We start from the raw sequence: 18,510 nt of genomic DNA on the forward strand, positions 1-18,510 counted from the left end.
CCCTTACGGAATCTTACAATATAGTAACCGCAAACCCTAGAAAAAATGAATGCACAACTAAGTAACATTGTTACAGAAATTCAAAAATTAGCAACAACCTCCCAAGTATCTGAAGAAGATATTTTAAATGAAGTAAATGCACATTATGAAAGTCTTAGAAACGCAAAGTTTGTAGAGGCTTATCTCAACAGACAACAAAAAGTTTCTGAGATATGTAAGGCTTATAGAATGTCACCTAAGCGCTTATATAAAATACTTAAGGCGGAAGGAGTAGAGATTAAGGAATATAAAAAATCATAATTCTTTTTTTTACTCGCCTTAAAGTCTTTTTGAGAAAATTTAAGCAAAATTTTATCTGAATTTAAGTTCGTATTCTATACTTTTATTAGCACAGTTTTAATTACAATTAATTATACAAAGCGATATGAAATTACTAGGTATAGGATCTAGAATTAACCACTCGGAATACGGAAAAGGTGTTGTAACAAACGTCACCTCAAAACATTATTGGGTCACTTTTATTGACAATGGTCTTGAAACTCTTGAAATTGATGAAGATTTTGAAGTTATTGAGGCTGCTGAAGACGAAGTAGATACAGTGAGTTTTTATGAAGTAGAAAAAAGCCTCAGAGATATATTGAAGAAATGGTCTGATGTCTCTGAGGTTGTTACCATAGCAGATAAGTGGAAAGGTGGAAAATTAATTCTAGAGCCAGGAGATACAAATCTACAAGGCAAAGAGTTACCAATTGATACGTTTTTTCATAAGATAACTATGGTGAGAGATCGCCTTAGGGTTATGGAACAAAAAATCAACTCTAGTAAAAACTTAGATGAACAAGAAAAAATAGATTTGCAACAGTACATTAAAAGAAGCTATGGTAGTCTAACTAGTTTTAATGTCTTGTTTAAATTGAAAAGTCAACAATTTGTTGGACAAAGGTCTAAATAGTAGTCAGTATACAGTAGCTGTTAAGTCATTTTAATTCAAATTCTGTTCTTTGTAGACTAAAACTGTTTGCTCAAGATTGAGACTATTTACTAGAAACGAAGTCCTTTTACTTCACCCATTTCTAAATTAAAAAATAATAATTTATGAGAGGTTGGTAGTTGGGCGCCACTTTCGGTGGTAATCCAATTGTCCCAAGTGGCTTCAAAACCTTCAATAGGTAAAATCTTTACCCACATTTGATAGCTTATTGGTTTACCGTTTTCATTCAAATGCCATAAGTAAGAATCGCCAGGTGTCGTTCCTCCAGAGGTATAAGTAATTAATAAAGCATCTTTGTTGTCCTTTGTTTTTACTAAACGTCGTTCTGTGCCTTTATCAAAGACTTTATATGGTGCTACTAACCAAAAGGAATCATTGTTAAAATAGGCTATGGCCTTATCAATATATTTTTGTTTTTCTGACCCATTATATTCTTGCTGTGAGACAAACACATTGGAATTGGTTTTGTTATTTAAATCTAAGACTACAGTAATTCTGTCCCAAGATACTTCGCAAGAATTATCAGTCTTGTACCATTTATAGTGGTGATCACCTTTAAATGTCCATTCTAAATAATCGGTATTGAGATAAGCCTCCTCATTTAATGCTTCTAACATTTTAGTTGCTAGCATATCGGCTTGTTCACCTTCAATACCAGTCGGTAAATCTTCGTTGTACTTTAAATAGATAAATCCAAAAAAGAGTAGTGATGGTAATGTGAAAAAGACAATGAGGCCACCAATAATTTTTAGAATACGCTTTATGGTCCACTTTTTTTTCAAGAGAATAAGGTATTAAATTAAAGTCTTTTCAAAATTAAAGAATTAAAAGCCAACAGCTGTATCATCACCACGATAATCTGCGCCACCTTCAAGCATACCATTTTCTAATTTCAAAATTCCATCTACTTTACCAATAATCGGTGAACGTTTCACATTGATGTTATAACCCTTTTGTTCGAGTTGTTCTATGATATCAGTACTAAATCCATGAGGTTCAATTCGGATTTCATCAGGCAACCATTGGTGATGAAAACGAGGTGCGTTAACAGCTTCTTGCATAGTTAAATCATGTTCATAAACATTTATGATGGTTTGAAAGACAGATGTTATTATTGTTGATCCTCCTGGTGTACCAACCGACATATAAAATGCATCATCTTTTTCAACGATTGTAGGTGTCATTGAACTTAACATGCGTTTTTCTGGTGCAATGCTGTTGGCCTCGGCACCAACTAGTCCGTATGAATTTGGGTGACCAGGTTTACTACTAAAATCATCCATTTCATTATTTAGAAAAAAGCCTAATTCATCCACAAATAATTTTGAACCATAACCACCATTGATGGTTGTGGTAACCGCAATGGCATTACCAAATTGGTCAACGATAGAGTAGTGTGTGGTTTCATCGCTTTCATAACCTGTGATTTTACCATGTGTAATAGATCTTGATTCAGTTGGCTTGTCAAAACTGAAATCGAACATACGACTTTCTATATAATTATCACTTATTAAAGTGTCAATCGGAATATCAATAAAATCAGGATCTCCTAAATAGAAGCTTCTGTCCGCATAGGCACGGCGCTCAGCTTCCACCATTAATTGAATACTTTTTAAAGAATTATGACCGTAAGACTTTAAATCAAAAGGTTCAACCATTTTCATAATTTGCGCTAAACAAATACCACCAGAAGAAGGTGGTGACATAGATGTTATGGTAAGATTGTCATAATTAAAAGATACAGGGTCACGCCATACAGCTTCATAATTTTCTAAATCTTCTAAAGTGATAATACCTCCTTTAGAATTTAAAAAGTCTCTAAGCTTTAATGCTGTTTCGCCTTTATAGAACTCATCACGTCCATGTTTTACAATGCGTTTTAAAGTGTTGGCTAGCGCGACATTCTTTATGGTGTCGCCAAACTTGAGCTTCTTATTGTATAGTATTTCGTTTCCATTAACAACTTTGAAAATACTATCATATTTTAAAATTCGCTGTTCTTGTTTGCTCGTAATGACGTATCCTTTTTCAGCTAGATTAATCACAGGTCTGAGAATGGTTTCTACATCAAGGTTACCAAATCTTTTTTGGGCTTTAAAGATACCAGCTACGGTGCCAGGAACACCAACAGATAAAGCACCAACTGTACTCTTACCCTTTACAATATTGCCATCTTCATCTAAGTACATGTCTTTAGAAGAAGCTAAAGGTGCTTTTTCACGATAATCTAATGCACCTTTAGAGCCGTCTGCCAATCGATATACCAAAAATCCACCACCAGCAAGATTACCAGCATAAGGATAACAGACTGCTAAAGCCATTTCTGTAGCCATTATGGCATCAAATGCATTTCCACCTTGTTTTAAAATATCTACACCAATTTTAGAAGCTTCTTCACGGGCACTAACTACCATGCCTTTATTGGCAATTATGCCTCTATTTTGTTCTTTTTGTTTGGATTTGTGATCCGATTTACAAGCAGTAAAACATGCCAGTATTAAAGAAATTATGATAAGACGCTTCATAAATTAAATTGGTTTATAAGTTGGGTGCGTTTATTGTCACTGAAGTCCATCAAGTCCTTAAAGAATTCAGAAAAATCTGCTTCAAATTCGTTGTAGAATTCTATGAGTTCTTTTGTAGCTTCATTCATTTTTGATATGCCTTTAGTCCTTCTATTCATTCCATTGAGTACCTGTTGTATGCCTTCAACAGATGCATAACTTAAAAGCCAATTACTTTTAATCATTATTGGGGTTAAGTGTTTGAATCGTTCTGGTAAGATTTCAATATGCAATTCTAGGACTTTGTAAAAACTTTCAACGTAGATAGCTAATGGTATTTCTGAATATTGATCCCAATTCTTAGCTAAAAAATGATCATAAAAAATATCAACAATAACACCACTGAAATGCCTATATGGATTGTGTAGGCGTTTTGTACTTCTTCTAAAAATAGGATGTGCATCGGTAAAGGTGTCAATTTCGCGATGCAGAAGTATACCAACTTGCAGTTCTTTAGTATAGTTTTTATAATTTTTACCTCTAATGCCATCAGCAACGAAATTTCCAATTTTAATGAATTCGTTGTCGCCAGAAAGGTAAATATGGGCTAGAAAATTCATATATCGAATTTACAAATTCATTATAACAAAACAGTATTAAGATATTATATTTGCTCAAAAATAAGAACCTATGACTTTAATTAAATCTATCTCAGGAATCCGTGGTACTATTGGCGGAAAAGTTGAAGACAACCTTACACCTATTGATGCAGTAAAATTTGCAGCAGCTTATGGTACTTGGTTAAAACAACAGCGCAATAAAGAAAATTACAGAGTTGTTGTTGGAAGAGATGCTCGTCTTTCTGGTGATATGATTCAGAGTTTAGTCATGAACACACTTGTTGGTTTAGGGATAAATGTCATCGATTTAGGTTTATCAACAACACCTACAGTTGAAGTGGCAGTGCCATTAGAGCATGCTGATGGAGGTATCATTCTAACGGCAAGTCATAATCCAAAACAATGGAATGCATTAAAACTATTAAATGCAAAAGGTGAGTTTTTAAATGGGGTTGAAGGTCAGAAAATATTAGAAATTGCTGCGTCTGATGATATGGAATTTGCTGAGGTGGATGATTTGGGAGAAATAACTAAAAATGATGCTTATATAGATATCCATATAGATGAGGTTTTAGATTTACCATTGGTAAATAAACAGGCGATTAAAGCTGCTAATTTTAAAGTGGTTGTTGATGGTGTTAATTCTACTGGAGGTATTGCTATTCCTTTATTGTTAGAGCGTTTGGGCGTAGAAGCGGTAAAGTTATATTGTGACCCAACAGGACATTTTCCACATAATCCAGAACCATTAAAAGAGCATTTAGGGGATTTAGCTGAAGCTGTTGTTAATGCTCATGCAGACTTTGGTATCGTTGTAGATCCTGATGTGGATCGTTTAGCATTTATGGATGAAAAAGGTGATATGTTTGGTGAAGAATACACTTTAGTTGCTTGTGCAGATTATGTATTGAGCAAGAATCCTGGGAATACGGTAAGTAACATGAGTTCTACCAGAGCTTTAAGAGATGTTACGGAAAAGCATGGCGGCATGTATGAAGCCAGTGCTGTTGGTGAAGTTAATGTGGTTGAGTTAATGAAGAAAAACAATGTTGTGATTGGTGGTGAAGGTAATGGCGGAATCATTTATCCAGAATTACACTACGGAAGAGATGCCTTAGTTGGTGTTGCGTTATTCTTAAGCTTATTAGCTGAAAAGAAAATGTCTGTGAGCGAGCTAAGAGCTTCTTATCCAAATTACTTTATGAGTAAAAAGAAGATTCAACTTACTCCGCAATTAGATGTTGATGGTATTTTAAGCACAATGGAATCTAATTACAGTCATGAAAAGTTAACTACTATTGATGGTGTAAAAATAGATTTTGCTGATAGTTGGGTACACTTGAGAAAGAGTAATACTGAGCCAATTATTAGGATATATACCGAAGCGCAATCACAAGAGGCTGCAGATGAGCTTGCAGACCGATTTATTGCAGAAATAAAAGCAGTCGCTAACATTTAGTATCTTTAGAAACGGTTTAATTGATTTTTTGAGAATGATTCCTGAAGTAAAACAAAACGCTAAAACAGAACTAGAATTGTATTTTGAACAATTCAGAAAGCATATAATTGGTATTGACCAAGAGTTTGAATCACCTTTTGGAACACAAAAAATCATTTATACAGATTGGACAGCATCTGGTAGATTGTACAGACCCATAGAAGAGAAGTTATGTAACGAGTTTGGTCCATTTGTGGCTAATACGCATACTGAGACAACCGTTTCTGGTACCGCAATGACCAAAGCTTATCATAAGGCAAAACACATTATTAAAGATCACATTAATGCAAATGAAGATGATGTATTAATCGTTTGTGGAAATGGAATGACAGGTGTTGTTAATAAGTTTCAGCGTATCTTAGGGCTCAAGGTTCCTGAGAATTTAAGAGAACATACATCTGTACCTGAAGAAATGCGACCAGTGGTGTTTATCTCTCATATGGAACATCATTCTAATCAGACCTCATGGTTAGAAACTATAGCAAAGGTTGAAGTCGTACCACCAAATAAAGATGGTTTATTCTGTCTTGAGAATTTAGAAAAGCTATTAAATCAATATAAAGACTGTGCTTTAAAAATATGTTCGATCGTAGGTGGATCTAACGTTACAGGAATTCAAACGCCGTATCACGACGTTGCCAAATTAATGCACAAGCATAATGGCGTGTGCTTTGTGGATTTTGCTTGTTCTGCACCATATGTTGAAATTGATATGCATCCTGAAGATAAGGATGCTTACTTAGACGCAGTATTCTTTTCTCCTCATAAGTTTCTTGGTGGCCCAGGAACTTCTGGAGTATTAGTGTTTAATAAAGAATTATATAATAACATGGTGCCAGATTGTCCTGGTGGCGGAACAGTAAGTTGGACTAATCCTTGGGGCGAGCATAAGTATATAGATAATATTGAAGATAGAGAAGATGGTGGTACACCAGGATTTCTTCAAACCATAAAAACAGCACTTTCTATAAAGTTAAAGGAGCAAATGGGTATTGAAAATATCCTGAAGCGTGAACACGAATTGCTTGATATTGTTTTTAAGAAACTAGATCCAGTTGCCAACATAAATATCCTAGCACAGCAGCATAAAGACCGCTTAGGCGTTGTGTCGTTTTATATTGACGATTTGCATTATAACCTCGGTGTGAAATTATTGAATGATAAATTTGGCATTCAAACTAGAGGTGGCTGTAGTTGCGCAGGTACATACGGACATTTCTTGTTACATGTAGATCAACAAACTTCTAAAGAATTGACTAATGAAATTTCAATTGGTGATTTGGTAAGAAAACCAGGTTGGATACGCATGTCTATTCATCCCACCACAACCACTAAGGAAATTGAATATGTTTGTAATAGTATTGTAGAGTTGGCAGCTAATCATAAAATTTGGGCCGAGGACTACGAGTACTCACCATGCAACAACGAGTTTATTCATAAATCGCTTATCGAAAAACCATGTGATACCACCAATGTTAATGATTGGTTTAATCTTTAAGAAAAAGTGCTTTATTGAAATTCTTTAGGCACATTATCCTTATGTTTCCAGCGCTTATGCGTCCATAAATAATGTTCTGGTTTCTCGTAGATTTGCTTCTCAATGAAGGCGATATAACGATCTGTGAGTTCAAATTCTTTTAATTCTTTAGGAAATTCAATCACATCTTCAATTGTTGCTACGTAATAACCACGTTTTACCTTATCTATTCTAAAAAATACTGCAGGAACATCTAAGGTATTTGCAATCATTTCTGGGCCTGTAATCACAGGTACTTTAATTCCTAAAAACTCTCTCCAATAATGTGCTTTATGTGCTTTTGGTGATTGATCTGCTGCAAAGCCAGCAATAAATAACTGCCCTTCTTTTTTCAGACGTCGTAACGTAGGAATAGTTTCTTTTGTAGTAATGAGATAGGCATTATATCTTGCTCTAATGCGTCTCACTAATTTATCAAAATGTTTATTCTTTAAACGTTTATAAATAGCATAGCCTTCGTGTCCTACATGATTTTGTATAGCAATTGACCATTCCCAATTGGCGTAGTGAGATGTCATTAATAAGACACTTTTATTTTTAAGTTCTAGGTCCTTTATTTTATCCAGATTTTTAAAAACAAATCTTTTATCAATTGTTTTTTTAGAAATAGTCAATGACTTAAATGCTTCTAAAGTGATGTCGCAAAAATGCTTGTAGAACCCTTTAGCAATTATTTCAATCTCTTTTTTTGATTTCTCAGGAAAGACCAGCTTCAGGTTGGTAATAACAATTTTTTTCCTATATCCGGACACAGTATACAATATAAAGTATAATGTATCTGAAAGAATATATAAAATTCTAAATGGTAATATTGAAACTAACCATAGTAATGGATAGATGATAATATATACTAATAATTGCATTAGAAAATGTTAGTTTAATAGCGCAAATATATACTATATTTGACTCATAAGATTACAGTTTATGCACAATTTAGATCCGGTTACTATTGCCTTAATTGTAGCCAATGTTATTATATCAATTAAAGGTTTTGATGACCGTCTATTTTTTGAAAAATATAAATTCAATGATGGGGCAATAAAGCGTGGAGATCAAATAAGAATGTTCAGTTCAGCATTTTTACATGCAGATATGACGCATTTATTTTTTAACATGTTTACACTTTACTTTTTTGCGAATACAGTGATTTTCGAATTAGGTCAGGCCAATTTTGTAATCATCTATGTTGCTAGTTTAATTTTTGGAAATTTGTTATCGCTTTATTTTCATAAAGATGAATATTGGTATAGCGCTATAGGTGCTAGTGGTGCGGTTACAGGTGTTCTATATTCAGCAATTTTATTATATCCAGGTATGAGTTTATATCTGTTTTTTATTCCGATACCAATACCAGGTTATATATTTGGAATTGGATATTTATTATATTCAATTTATGGAATGAAAAAACGCATTGGTAATATTGGTCATGATGCGCATTTTGGAGGCGCAGTTGGTGGTTATGCCATTACACTTATTTTGTTACCGAGCTTATTTGAGACAGATCTTGGTTATGTTGCCTTGCTTGCAATCCCAATTATAATTTTGTTTGTCTTATATAAGACAGGAAAACTTCAATAAATTAAAAAAGCCTACTCAATTAAGTAGGCTTTTTTAATATTCTCTATCATTGTCTAGTTTAATAACTCCGAAATCTTCTGCTCTAAAGCAGGACCTCTTAAATTCTTTGCTATAATTTTACCTTCGCTGTCTAAAATATATGTTGCTGGAATTGAGGTAATATTATACAATTTAGCAACAGGGTCATTAAAGTACATTAAGCTTGATACATGATTCCAAGTTAACTTATCTTTTGCAATAGCTTCTAACCATGCTTTTTTAGGATCTTGTTGTCTCGCCTGTTTACCGTCTAAAGAGACACCAATTATTTCAAGTCCTTTATCATGATACTTCTCGTATACTTTAACAACGTTTGGATTTTCTCTTCTGCAAGGGCCACACCATGCTGCCCAAAAATCTATGATGGTAACCTTGCCCCTCATATCGTCAAGACTAACCATTTTTCCATCTGGTGTTGGTGCTTCAAATTTTGGCGCCATATTACCAACCTCTAAATGTGCTATTTTTTGAAATTCTTCATATTTCTTATCTAGAATCTCTTTAACCTCTTTCCCTTTGTTAGAATTTTGTAAATCTGACGGAAAGCTTTCAAATGCCTTTTTATACGCAACTACATCATAGTTTGGTCGGTTAGACTCTAAGCCAATTAAGTTTAGGGAGAAGTAATTATCTGAGTTTTCTTGGACAAAACTTAAAGGATAAGCAGCTTGTCTTTCTCTTAAATTATCAAGAGCTTTTTTTATGGAGTCTCTTTTTTCAGTAGCCTCTTCCTTCCCAAGAGCTCTAAATTCGGACATTATTGTATTACCTTCTTCTCTAAATTTTTCCATCCCTTTCTGAAAGGCCTTATAGCTCTCATTAGAGGTAGAACCTGTGACTTCCGATTCCATAGGGATGTCCTTATTTAATTCAATATTAATAGGACTGTTTTCTAACATGAAAATCACATTACCTCGATTACCATCAATCGATAAAAAGTGGATTCCAGGTTCTTCAACCGTTCCTTTAATAGTAAACTTTTCTTCCATGACGATAGCAGAGTCTTTAATGACTTGCTGCCCTTTCTCATCTATCTTAGCTAAACGTACACGCATACCATTGTGTACACCTTTCGCATTTCCTGTAATGGTATATGCTTCGTTTGTAGTCGTATTACAACCCACTATAATTAATCCTAAACTTAGAATAGCAAATAGTTTTTTCATGTGTTTTATATTTCAAAATTTCAGCTGACAAATATAAAAACTAAACATATATTTCTTGAAAACGTGGTGTGAATTAAATCTTAAATTGCTGTTGTAATAAGAATTTCCAATATTTTTGCACAAAATTGAATTCATGATTCAACAAGATACAATTGTTGCTTTGGCTACAGCCTCAGGAAGCGGAGCTATTGCAGTCATTCGGCTTTCTGGAAATGACGCCATCACTATTGCTGATAATTCGTTTAGGTCAGTAACGTCTAATAAATCTTTAATTGATCAGAAAACACATACTATACATCTAGGTCATATTGTGGATGGTGAAAAGGTAATTGATGAAGTGTTGGTATCTATTTTTAAGAATCCTAATTCTTATACGGGCGAAAATATTGTTGAAGTATCATGTCATGGCTCAAGTTATATTCAACAAGAGATCATTCAACTTTTTTTGCGAAAAGGTTGTCGCATGGCTGATGCTGGAGAGTTTACGCTACGTGCATTTTTAAATGGTAAATTAGATTTATCTCAGGCAGAAGCCGTTGCCGATTTAATTGCCAGTGATAACGAGGCATCTCATCAGATTGCTATGCAACAAATGCGAGGAGGTTTTTCGTCTGAAATTGCTAAACTACGTGAAGAATTGATGAATTTTGCATCTCTTATAGAGTTGGAGTTAGATTTTTCAGAAGAGGATGTTGAATTTGCGGACAGAACACAATTTAAGGCATTGATTGATCGTATTGTATTTGTTTTAAAACGACTTATAGATTCTTTTGCTGTTGGTAATGTGATTAAAAACGGGATACCGGTTGCTATTGTCGGTGAGCCAAATGTGGGAAAGTCTACATTACTCAACGCCTTATTAAACGAAGAAAGAGCTATTGTTTCTGATATTGCTGGTACAACAAGAGATACCATTGAAGATGAAATCTCAATTGGCGGTATTGGATTTAGATTTATAGATACGGCAGGCATAAGAGAAACTCAAGATGTGGTAGAAAGCATAGGTATTAAAAAAACCTTTGAAAAAATAGAGCAAGCACAAGTTGTTATTTATTTATTTGATAGTGAATCTAGTATTACTAATCTCAATCTAGTAAAGGTTGAAATTGAAAAAATAAAGAATAAATATCCTCAAAAACCACTTAAGATTATTGCTAATAAAATTGATAAACTTTCTGATGCACAAGTCGCTTTAATAAAATCGGAGGTAGCCAATGTTCATCTTATTTCAGCCAAATCTAATCTTGGTGTAGATGAGCTTACAGATGCTTTACTCAACCTTATTAATACAGGTGGTCTTAGAAATAATCAAACTATAGTTACTAATTCCCGCCACTATGATGCATTGTTAAAGGCTTTTGAGGAAATTCAAAAAGTGAAATATGGATTAGATTCTGGTTTATCTGGCGACCTAATGGCAATAGATATACGACAAGTATTATTTCACTTTGGTGAGATTACTGGCGAGATTACCACGGATGATTTATTGGGTAACATCTTTGCGAATTTTTGTATCGGGAAGTAACTTACTTTCTTTTATTTGTTAATACATTGGTTTTATTGACTTTACAGAATTTTATCTTCTCTTTTTTGTTGCTTTTTTGCTCTTATTTAATTAAATTTGTTGTATATCTGTTGCCTTTATTATGGATTTGTTGCCCAAATCTGCTGGCGATAGGATTGGCGAAATGATGCACCATATTGCCCCACGTTGCACCATAACGCTACATAAAGCACCATTTATGAGCAGTAATTTATACATCCCAAAAACCTGTAAGCATTGCGGTAATGCTTTTACCGCACGTACAACAGTAACCAAATACTGTGGTGATAGTTGTGCTAAAAAAGCCTATAAGACACGTAAGCGCAAAGAAAAAATTCAAGCTACTCTTACAAAGGATATGCAGCAACAAAAAGAAGCTGTTCAAGTTTCCAATCCAAATGCAGTAAACAATAAGGATTTTTTAAGTGTTACAGAAGCTTCTCAATTAATTGGTGTAAGTAGATGGACCATTCAAAGAATGATACAACAAGGGCGTTTAAAAGCAGTTCCCTTTGGTAGAAAACGTATTGTTGCCAGATGGCAAATAGAAAACTTATTTAACTAATCTCTTATGAAAGTAACTTTAAGACAACGCAAGAAGAACAATAAAATTAGTCTGTATTTAGATTACTATCATAAAGGAAAACGTAAAACCGAGTATTTACGCTTATACCTTATACCTAATCCTAAAACTAAAACCGAAAGAGAGGTTAATAAGAAAACCAAGCAATTAGCTGAAACTATTTGTGCGCAAAGACAAATAGAAATACAAAACGGCATCTATGGATTTCAAGACATTGAGAAGTTGAAAGGTAGTTTTATTACTTATGTTACGGCATTAGCAGAAAAGAAAAATACAAGTTCTGGCAACTATGGAAATTGGAACAGTATGTTAAAGCATTTAAAAACCTTTTGTCCTACGGACATAAGTTTTCAAGATTTAGATAAATCATTTGTAGAGCGTTTTAAAGAGTATTTAGATAAAGATGCTATGGCAAGAGCAGGTAAAAAATTGTCTCAAAACTCTAAATATTCATACTTCGGGAAATTCTGTGCAGCACTAAAGCAAGCGGTTAAAGATGGTATTTTAAAAGTCAACCCTGCTAATGGTGTTGAATACTTCAAACAAGGAGAACCTCAACGAGAATTTTTAACCCTTGATGAATTACAAAAAGCCGTTAATACTGAATGTGAATTACCTGTATTGAAGAATGCGTTTATTTTCTCTGCGCTTACCGGATTACGTTGGTCAGATATTGAAAAATTAGTGTGGTCAGAAATACAGTATTCTAAAGAAATGGGCTATTACATACGCTTTAGACAAAAGAAAACTAAAGGTGCTGAAACCTTACCAATATCTAAGCAAGCAAAAGAATTATTAGGAGAAGAAGGCAAACCAGATGAAAAAGTTTTTAATGGTTTACATTATAGTGCCTGGTCTAATTTAAAATTACAGCAATGGATAATGAAAGCAGGAATTTCAAAAGATATTACCTTTCATTGTGCGCGTCATACCTATGCGACATTGCAATTAACATTAGGAACAGATATTTATACAGTATCAAAATTATTAGGGCATAAAGAATTAAGAACAACGCAGATATATGCCAAGGTAATTGATGATAAAAAGAAAGAAGCTGCTAACCGTATTCAACTCGATTTATAATGAAAGGAAGTGTATTTTCAAGTTTGGTTTCGATAACCAATGGCTTACATAGAGATAATAGACAGGAAAAGGATTTTAAGTACTTACTGTCTGATTTCAAATTGAATTCAAAAGCCACTGACGCAATTTTTAAAGTAAACTTTAAAAAGCCATTAAATGCGAAGAAAGAATACTACCAAAAGCTAATCTTTAATGAAACAGAAAGTATAGTAGCATCATTTGTAAAGGAATTTCCTGAAAATGCAACTACACCAGAAAATAAATACAGCTTTACTATTCTGCTTAATAAATTTGATAAGTACCTAAATGATATTGCAGCTTATATCAATAAAAGAGGAATAACAGTAGATTTAAATAATGATGACAATTATGTTATAAACTACTTAAAAATATCAGCAATACGCATATATACCGAACTTCAAGAGCAATACGGACAGTATTCAGAATCACCTCAATTCACAATTCAAGAAATAGCCGAAAAGTATTTTAATGATATTGATTTTGATGCATCTAAAATTGAAAAAGTAGATATTTCTAAAAAGGCTACAGTTAAAAAAACTTCAAACTTTAAGAGGAAACCAAAAACCTTATTTGGTTATAAAAATAATGACACCTCTGGACTACTGAAAGTATTAAACGATTTACAATTAAGGGTTGATTTGCTTGATAATAGAACTACAGTACAACAGTTGTATGACCTATTAATAGCTAAAGACTTTACGGAAGTAAATACACAAATTTATCTTCAATGTGAAACAACACAGTTTAGCTATATTGTAGATGTTCTAAAGCCATTCTTTACAGGATTCAATCCTACTTCAATTGAGCGTTCGGGTAAATTTATAACTAAAGCAGGAACGCAATTAAAAGCAAATAATCTTCATAAAAACAAAGTTCATAACCCAAAAGAAAAGGAAGAAATAGACAATATTATCCAACAACTGCAATAAAAAACAGTAAGAATAGTAAGAAATCTTACTGTTGTCTTACCCTTATTTTACACTCTTACTAAAATCGGCAAGCCAATTTTAAACCTTTGGCCTGTTCTTGAAAACCAAGAATGACATTTGGCCAGATGTCCATTTCTATTTTAAAAATTAATTAGTTATGGACGAAATATTAGAACGTCTTAAAATTATCGAGGCACACGTTTTAGACAGAAATATTATTGTAAAAAACGTATTGAGCTTCAACGAAGCCTGTAAATTTTTGGAATTATCGCAATCCCATTTATACAAGCTTACAAGTACCGGAACCATTCCACATTACAAACCGAATGGTAAGAAAATTTATTTCAACAGAGTAGAATTAGAACAATGGTTGTTAACTAATCGTGTCAATTCTCAAGATGAAATCGAACAGCAAGCTGCCGATTACTTAATTAAGAAAGGAGCGGTGAAGTTATGACTGAAATAATCGATTTACTCTTGGCACTCTCGCAAGAAATAAAAGACTTAAAAGCACGCATCGAGTTGTTGCGGCATACAAGAGCAGAAGTATTAAAAGATACGTGGATAGACAACCAAGACGTATTACAGACCTTACACATAAGTAAACGCACTTTACAAACTTTACGAGATAATGGCACATTGCCTTATAGCAAAGTTAAAGGCAAGTTTTATTACAAAGTGTCTGATATAGAGCAATTGCTTCAGGACAACTACTACAACCATAATTTCAAAAGAGATGGAAGTAAGTAGAGAGGTAATTTTAGATAAAACACATTACGGCATAAAGATTTATGCCTACGTGTTAAGACAGTATTATCCTGAAACAACAGCCCTTTCTGTAAAAGGAAGGGACTGCGGGATAACCCGAAACCCTTTTAACGGTGGTAAAGAAACCTTACGGATTCATATTGATGGTGTAATGGCAACACATCGAGATACAGAACTAAAAACCTTTAACGGTGATGTATTCGATTTTGCACAATACCATTTTAGAATAACCGATGAAGAAGAATTGTTACTCAAGATTAACCAAGAGTTGCATCTAAATTTAGAAGTCAAAGAAAAAGATGAATTAGAATGGTTGAATAATCCAGACGATACCTGGTATGCTTACTGTAGCTTTTTCAAAGCCCCAGTCCGCAATGTGTTTCCTTCGGAAACTATGCGATTACATCAAGTATTTGCATTAATCACAAGTGATAAATACAAAAAGATTACAGAAGATTTAAGGGCAATAACCTATGTAAAAGAAGCACGTAAATTCAAAGCTAATCGCTTTGATTACGTCACCTTTTCAGGAACGTTTGAAAAGCGGAATGATAACAATTTGTTACAGCATTCCAATCTGTTAACGATTGATTTCGACCATTTGGCTAATCTTCAAGAATTAAAAGCGCAATTACTGAACGATGAATATTTTGAGACCGAAATGCTATTTACATCACCTTCTGGTGATGGCCTAAAATGGATTGTCAGAATAGATGTTTCAGAAGTAACGCATTCGGAATATTTCACGGCAGTAGCCAATTATATTAAGCATACCTATAACATAGAGGTTGACCAGTCAGGTAAAGACGTTTCCAGAGCGTGTTTTTTACCATACGACCCAACAGCTTTTTTACATAAAAGACACCAAGCATTATGACAAAAATATTTAACCCAAAAGAATGGTTGGAAGTTCCAGAAGAACAACCGCAACCAACAAGCAACAACGCAACAATAAATGTTGTTGCTGTTGCTGATAATGACATTGAAACCTATATTTCAGCAATTGAGCAATCAGGTATAGATATAACTGGGAATTATGCTACTTGGAGAGATTTAGGCTTTGCTTTAGCTGAAGAATATGGAGAAACAGGAAGAGATTATTTTCACAGAATAAGCAAAAACTATGTAGGTTATGATTTAAAAGAATGTGACCAACAATTTAATAAGTGCCTTAATGCAAAAGGTCACGGCATTACCATTGCAACGTTTTACCATTATGCGTATCAGGCAGGTATAAAACTAGTGAAGCTACAACACAACAACGAGGTTGCAACAAATGTTACAACTGTTGTTGATGCACAAAAACAAAAAATGCCAACAATACCTGATGAGGTATTTAATACCTTACCGCAGTTTTTACAACAAGTTGTAAATCCTGCGAGCAGTCAAGAGGAAAAGGACATTTTGTTATTGGGAGTTTTAACGGCTTTTAGTGCTTGTTTTCCTAAACTCTTTGGTATCTACGACCAACGTAAAGTCTTTGCTAATTTATATCTTTTTGTTACTGCACCTGCATCCGCAGGTAAAGGCAGGCTTAACCAAATTAAAAATTTGGTAGATCCTGTACACAAGTTAAAGCGTGAACAAGCCAAAGTACTAAAGCAACAATTTAATACAGAAATGGCAACGTATAATATGAACAAGGGTAAAGATGAAAACTTGGAGAAACCCGGTAAGCCACCCGAAAGAATGTTATTTATCCCTGCCAACAATAGTGTTACGGGCGTTTATCAATTAATTTCTGATAATGAAGGCAAAGGATTGATTTTTGAAACCGAAGGCGATACCTTGGCACAGGCCTTTAAAAGCGATTATGGTAATTATAGCGATGGTTTTCGGAAAGCCTTTCATCACGAAACCATTAGTTATTATCGTAGGACAGATAGGGAATATGTAGATATTGAAAAACCATGTCTGTCAACAGTATTGTCGGGAACACCTAAACAAGTAGCAACCTTAATTCCTAATGCCGAAAATGGTTTATTTAGTCGCTTCATGTTCTACTATATGAATATAAAGCCTACTTGGAAAAACGTGTTTTCAAGCAACAACAATGTCGGTTTAGATGATTACTATTCGCAATTAGGAAGTGAGTTTTTAGGCTTATATAAAACACTAAAGAATAATCCAGAAATTGAAATAAGGTTAACAACACCTCAACAACAGCATTTCAATACGTTTTTTGAATCCTTACAGACCAAATACATCAGCTTACAACCCGAAGAGTATATTGCAACCATTAGACGATTAGGCTTAATTGCATTTAGATTAATGATGTTATTTACAGCATTTCGCATTATGGAAGATGGTGATGTTAACCAAATAAAAGAATGTGAGGATGTCGATTTTCAAAATGCGCTAACTGTCATTTCAATTTTAGTAAAGCACAGCAGTAAAGTGTTCAATGATTTACCAATAGAACAAAAAGCGGTAAAGCGTCTAAATCGTAAAGAACGTTTTTTGGAAAGCCTACCCAAGCAATTCAATAGGAAGGAGTATTTAGATTTAGCAACCAAACAAAACATTCCACATAAAACAGCAGAAGGCTACATTACCAAATTTGTAGAGGCAGGATTAATACATAGAGAAATACATAATAGCTATTCTAATCTTGCAAAAGCATAATAAGGAGATTGAGGAAACAAAGGATTTAAAGTATTAGTTTCCTTAAATCCTTAACTTCCTCACAATCTGTAATTAACTGTTTGTATCTTTTTGGTTTCCTTTAGCTTCCTTTTCTTAAATTAGACAAATTCTGACAAGTCTAACTAATGCTATTATGGAGTTTGGTGAGTACATACGCTCATTGCGCGAAAAGCGTAATCTGCTATTAAGGGAAATGGCTGCAAACCTGAATATGGATGTGGCTTATTTAAGTAAGATTGAACGAGGAAACCGAATGGCTAGACGTGAGCAGGTAGTTGCTTTTGCCAAAACATTAAAAGAAGACGAAAACGAATTTATTAAGCTATGGATGTCCGAACAGATTGTTCAGATGATAAAAAATGAAAAAGACAGTACGGAAATCCTCAAAATAGCGGAAGAAAAAATTAGTAAGATTGAAAAGTTGAATTTATTAAATATGGATGTAATATTTTGAGTAGAACTGAAGAAGATAAAAAAGGATGGGATGAATATCGCTTATCATTACTTGTAGAAAAGAGTAAAAGTGATGATCATTTCGAAAAGTATATAACCATAATAGCGTCTGGCGCTTTAGGTCTTACTATAACATTCATAGACAAGATAAGTCCTTTGGAAAATGCTATTTGTATTTGGATTATATCTATAGGCTGGTTTTTAATGACTACAACATTGTTTATTAATTTATTATCTCATTATATAGCAAGTAAAAATAACTCTAAAGCTGTACAAGATATTGATGACGAAAAGGATTATGATGAAATAGTAAGTGGAATAAACAAAAGGAATAAGAAAATGGACAGGCTTAATATAGCTTCAATTTACACATTAGCTATTGGACTGTGCTGCATATTAATTTATACATCAATAAACGCTTACAATGGCAAAAAAAAACAGAATTCAGCAGAATCCGAAACCGTCTACAAGACAGAATCCTGCTCAAAACAAACAAAATCAAAAAGGGAGAACGACACCATTACCAACGTCAAGTTTAAGTAATAAACCTA

General features: G+C 33.7%; 20 protein-coding genes. 15 read left to right on the forward strand and 5 right to left on the reverse strand.

Translation table 11 applies throughout. The features are described from left to right. The first annotated feature begins 45 nt into the window (after nt 1-45). Nucleotides 46-300, forward strand: a complete 255-nt coding sequence (locus tag HRU50_RS10685) for a hypothetical protein (RefSeq protein ID WP_296351073.1) — start codon at nt 46-48, stop codon at nt 298-300. Nucleotides 301-424: 124 nt separating this feature from the next. Beyond that, nucleotides 425-952, forward strand: coding sequence for a hypothetical protein (locus HRU50_RS10690; RefSeq protein WP_296351076.1), 528 nt, complete (start codon nt 425-427; stop codon nt 950-952). Between the two features lie 89 nt (nt 953-1,041). On the opposite strand, the gene HRU50_RS10695 is transcribed toward HRU50_RS10690, so the two are convergent. From HRU50_RS10695 to HRU50_RS10705, 3 genes are read right to left on the reverse strand one after another with little or no spacing between them, the layout of a single operon-like run. After that, complete coding sequence (locus tag HRU50_RS10695; RefSeq protein ID WP_366927375.1) at nt 1,042-1,773, reverse strand: hypothetical protein; 732 nt, start codon at nt 1,771-1,773, stop codon at nt 1,042-1,044. 42 nt (nt 1,774-1,815) lie between these two features. Then, nucleotides 1,816-3,516, reverse strand: coding sequence for a gamma-glutamyltransferase (gene ggt / locus HRU50_RS10700; protein ID WP_296351077.1), 1,701 nt, complete (start codon nt 3,514-3,516; stop codon nt 1,816-1,818). Further along, the gene (locus HRU50_RS10705; RefSeq protein WP_296351078.1) at nt 3,513-4,115 is read right to left on the reverse strand and encodes an acyl carrier protein phosphodiesterase; all 603 of its coding nucleotides are present in this window, start codon (nt 4,113-4,115) and stop codon (nt 3,513-3,515) included. Before HRU50_RS10705 ends, ggt begins: the two co-directional genes overlap by 4 nt. A 70-nt stretch (nt 4,116-4,185) precedes the next feature. On the opposite strand from HRU50_RS10705, the gene glmM reads away from it, so the two are divergent. Both glmM and HRU50_RS10715 read left to right on the forward strand, forming a co-directional pair. Next, on the forward strand, nt 4,186-5,574 hold the full coding sequence (gene glmM / locus HRU50_RS10710) for a phosphoglucosamine mutase (RefSeq protein WP_296351079.1): 1,389 nt from the start codon (nt 4,186-4,188) through the stop codon (nt 5,572-5,574). A 34-nt stretch (nt 5,575-5,608) separates the two neighbouring features. Continuing rightward, nucleotides 5,609-7,111: an aminotransferase class V-fold PLP-dependent enzyme gene (locus HRU50_RS10715; RefSeq protein ID WP_296351080.1), complete on the forward strand. Its 1,503-nt coding sequence runs from the start codon at nt 5,609-5,611 to the stop codon at nt 7,109-7,111. Between the two features lie 11 nt (nt 7,112-7,122). Here HRU50_RS10715 and HRU50_RS10720 read toward each other — a convergent pair whose 3' ends face one another. Continuing rightward, nucleotides 7,123-8,013, reverse strand: coding sequence for a lysophospholipid acyltransferase family protein (locus HRU50_RS10720; RefSeq protein WP_296351081.1), 891 nt, complete (start codon nt 8,011-8,013; stop codon nt 7,123-7,125). A 61-nt stretch (nt 8,014-8,074) separates the two neighbouring features. Between HRU50_RS10720 and HRU50_RS10725 the strand changes: the two genes are divergently transcribed. Beyond that, on the forward strand, nt 8,075-8,728 hold the full coding sequence (locus HRU50_RS10725; protein ID WP_296351082.1) for a rhomboid family intramembrane serine protease: 654 nt from the start codon (nt 8,075-8,077) through the stop codon (nt 8,726-8,728). A gap of 53 nt (nt 8,729-8,781) precedes the next feature. On the opposite strand, the gene HRU50_RS10730 is transcribed toward HRU50_RS10725, so the two are convergent. Further along, nucleotides 8,782-9,933: a TlpA disulfide reductase family protein gene (locus HRU50_RS10730; RefSeq protein ID WP_296351083.1), complete on the reverse strand. Its 1,152-nt coding sequence runs from the start codon at nt 9,931-9,933 to the stop codon at nt 8,782-8,784. 133 nt (nt 9,934-10,066) lie between these two features. On the opposite strand from HRU50_RS10730, the gene mnmE reads away from it, so the two are divergent. The 10 genes from mnmE (at nt 10,067) to HRU50_RS10780 (ending at nt 18,502) form a co-directional block, all read left to right on the forward strand. Continuing rightward, nucleotides 10,067-11,458, forward strand: coding sequence for a tRNA uridine-5-carboxymethylaminomethyl(34) synthesis GTPase MnmE (mnmE, locus tag HRU50_RS10735; protein WP_296351084.1), 1,392 nt, complete (start codon nt 10,067-10,069; stop codon nt 11,456-11,458). 121 nt (nt 11,459-11,579) lie between these two features. Further along, nucleotides 11,580-12,041 carry a helix-turn-helix domain-containing protein gene (locus HRU50_RS10740; RefSeq protein WP_296351085.1) on the forward strand — a complete coding sequence of 154 codons (462 nt, stop codon included), beginning with the start codon at nt 11,580-11,582 and terminating at the stop codon, nt 12,039-12,041. A 6-nt stretch (nt 12,042-12,047) separates the two neighbouring features. Further along, complete coding sequence (locus tag HRU50_RS10745) at nt 12,048-13,142, forward strand: site-specific integrase (RefSeq protein WP_296351086.1); 1,095 nt, start codon at nt 12,048-12,050, stop codon at nt 13,140-13,142. Next, a complete protein-coding gene (locus HRU50_RS10750) occupies nt 13,142-14,092 on the forward strand; it encodes a DUF6617 family protein (RefSeq protein ID WP_296351087.1) in 951 nt (316 codons plus the stop codon). The genes HRU50_RS10745 and HRU50_RS10750 overlap by 1 nt, the downstream gene beginning before the upstream one ends. 157 nt (nt 14,093-14,249) lie before the next feature. After that, the gene (locus HRU50_RS10755) at nt 14,250-14,549 is read left to right on the forward strand and encodes a helix-turn-helix domain-containing protein (RefSeq protein WP_296351088.1); all 300 of its coding nucleotides are present in this window, start codon (nt 14,250-14,252) and stop codon (nt 14,547-14,549) included. Then, a complete protein-coding gene (locus tag HRU50_RS10760) occupies nt 14,546-14,842 on the forward strand; it encodes a helix-turn-helix domain-containing protein (RefSeq protein ID WP_296351089.1) in 297 nt (98 codons plus the stop codon). Before HRU50_RS10755 ends, HRU50_RS10760 begins: the two co-directional genes overlap by 4 nt. Continuing rightward, nucleotides 14,829-15,737 carry a BT4734/BF3469 family protein gene (locus HRU50_RS10765; RefSeq protein ID WP_296351090.1) on the forward strand — a complete coding sequence of 303 codons (909 nt, stop codon included), beginning with the start codon at nt 14,829-14,831 and terminating at the stop codon, nt 15,735-15,737. Before HRU50_RS10760 ends, HRU50_RS10765 begins: the two co-directional genes overlap by 14 nt. Further along, nucleotides 15,734-17,485 (forward strand): DUF3987 domain-containing protein, encoded by a 1,752-nt coding sequence (locus HRU50_RS10770; RefSeq protein WP_296351091.1) that lies wholly within the window; start codon nt 15,734-15,736, stop codon nt 17,483-17,485. The genes HRU50_RS10765 and HRU50_RS10770 overlap by 4 nt, the downstream gene beginning before the upstream one ends. A 154-nt stretch (nt 17,486-17,639) precedes the next feature. After that, a complete protein-coding gene (locus HRU50_RS10775) occupies nt 17,640-17,960 on the forward strand; it encodes a helix-turn-helix transcriptional regulator (RefSeq protein WP_296351092.1) in 321 nt (106 codons plus the stop codon). Continuing rightward, the gene (locus tag HRU50_RS10780; protein WP_296351093.1) at nt 17,957-18,502 is read left to right on the forward strand and encodes a hypothetical protein; all 546 of its coding nucleotides are present in this window, start codon (nt 17,957-17,959) and stop codon (nt 18,500-18,502) included. The genes HRU50_RS10775 and HRU50_RS10780 overlap by 4 nt, the downstream gene beginning before the upstream one ends. Nucleotides 18,503-18,510 lie beyond the last annotated feature (8 nt).

This window comes from Winogradskyella sp. (assembly GCF_013213835.1).
Classification (GTDB): Bacteria; Bacteroidota; Bacteroidia; order Flavobacteriales; family Flavobacteriaceae; genus Winogradskyella.

What these genes read in the sequence shown, in the direction of transcription:
- HRU50_RS10740 (WP_296351085.1), top strand. Translation starts at nt 11,580, where the DNA reads ATGGATTTGTTGCCCAAATCTGCTGGCGATAGGATTGGCGAAATGATG.
- glmM (WP_296351079.1), top strand. Translation starts at nt 4,186, where the DNA reads ATGACTTTAATTAAATCTATCTCAGGAATCCGTGGTACTATTGGCGGA.
- HRU50_RS10745 (WP_296351086.1), top strand. Translation starts at nt 12,048, where the DNA reads ATGAAAGTAACTTTAAGACAACGCAAGAAGAACAATAAAATTAGTCTG.
- HRU50_RS10730 (WP_296351083.1), bottom strand. Translation starts at nt 9,933, where the DNA reads ATGAAAAAACTATTTGCTATTCTAAGTTTAGGATTAATTATAGTGGGT.
- HRU50_RS10765 (WP_296351090.1), top strand. Translation starts at nt 14,829, where the DNA reads ATGGAAGTAAGTAGAGAGGTAATTTTAGATAAAACACATTACGGCATA.
- HRU50_RS10750 (WP_296351087.1), top strand. Translation starts at nt 13,142, where the DNA reads ATGAAAGGAAGTGTATTTTCAAGTTTGGTTTCGATAACCAATGGCTTA.
- HRU50_RS10760 (WP_296351089.1), top strand. Translation starts at nt 14,546, where the DNA reads ATGACTGAAATAATCGATTTACTCTTGGCACTCTCGCAAGAAATAAAA.
- HRU50_RS10770 (WP_296351091.1), top strand. Translation starts at nt 15,734, where the DNA reads ATGACAAAAATATTTAACCCAAAAGAATGGTTGGAAGTTCCAGAAGAA.
- HRU50_RS10775 (WP_296351092.1), top strand. Translation starts at nt 17,640, where the DNA reads ATGGAGTTTGGTGAGTACATACGCTCATTGCGCGAAAAGCGTAATCTG.
- HRU50_RS10705 (WP_296351078.1), bottom strand. Translation starts at nt 4,115, where the DNA reads ATGAATTTTCTAGCCCATATTTACCTTTCTGGCGACAACGAATTCATT.
- mnmE (WP_296351084.1), top strand. Translation starts at nt 10,067, where the DNA reads ATGATTCAACAAGATACAATTGTTGCTTTGGCTACAGCCTCAGGAAGC.
- HRU50_RS10685 (WP_296351073.1), top strand. Translation starts at nt 46, where the DNA reads ATGAATGCACAACTAAGTAACATTGTTACAGAAATTCAAAAATTAGCA.
- ggt (WP_296351077.1), bottom strand. Translation starts at nt 3,516, where the DNA reads ATGAAGCGTCTTATCATAATTTCTTTAATACTGGCATGTTTTACTGCT.
- HRU50_RS10725 (WP_296351082.1), top strand. Translation starts at nt 8,075, where the DNA reads ATGCACAATTTAGATCCGGTTACTATTGCCTTAATTGTAGCCAATGTT.
- HRU50_RS10720 (WP_296351081.1), bottom strand. Translation starts at nt 8,013, where the DNA reads ATGCAATTATTAGTATATATTATCATCTATCCATTACTATGGTTAGTT.
- HRU50_RS10715 (WP_296351080.1), top strand. Translation starts at nt 5,609, where the DNA reads ATGATTCCTGAAGTAAAACAAAACGCTAAAACAGAACTAGAATTGTAT.
- HRU50_RS10690 (WP_296351076.1), top strand. Translation starts at nt 425, where the DNA reads ATGAAATTACTAGGTATAGGATCTAGAATTAACCACTCGGAATACGGA.
- HRU50_RS10755 (WP_296351088.1), top strand. Translation starts at nt 14,250, where the DNA reads ATGGACGAAATATTAGAACGTCTTAAAATTATCGAGGCACACGTTTTA.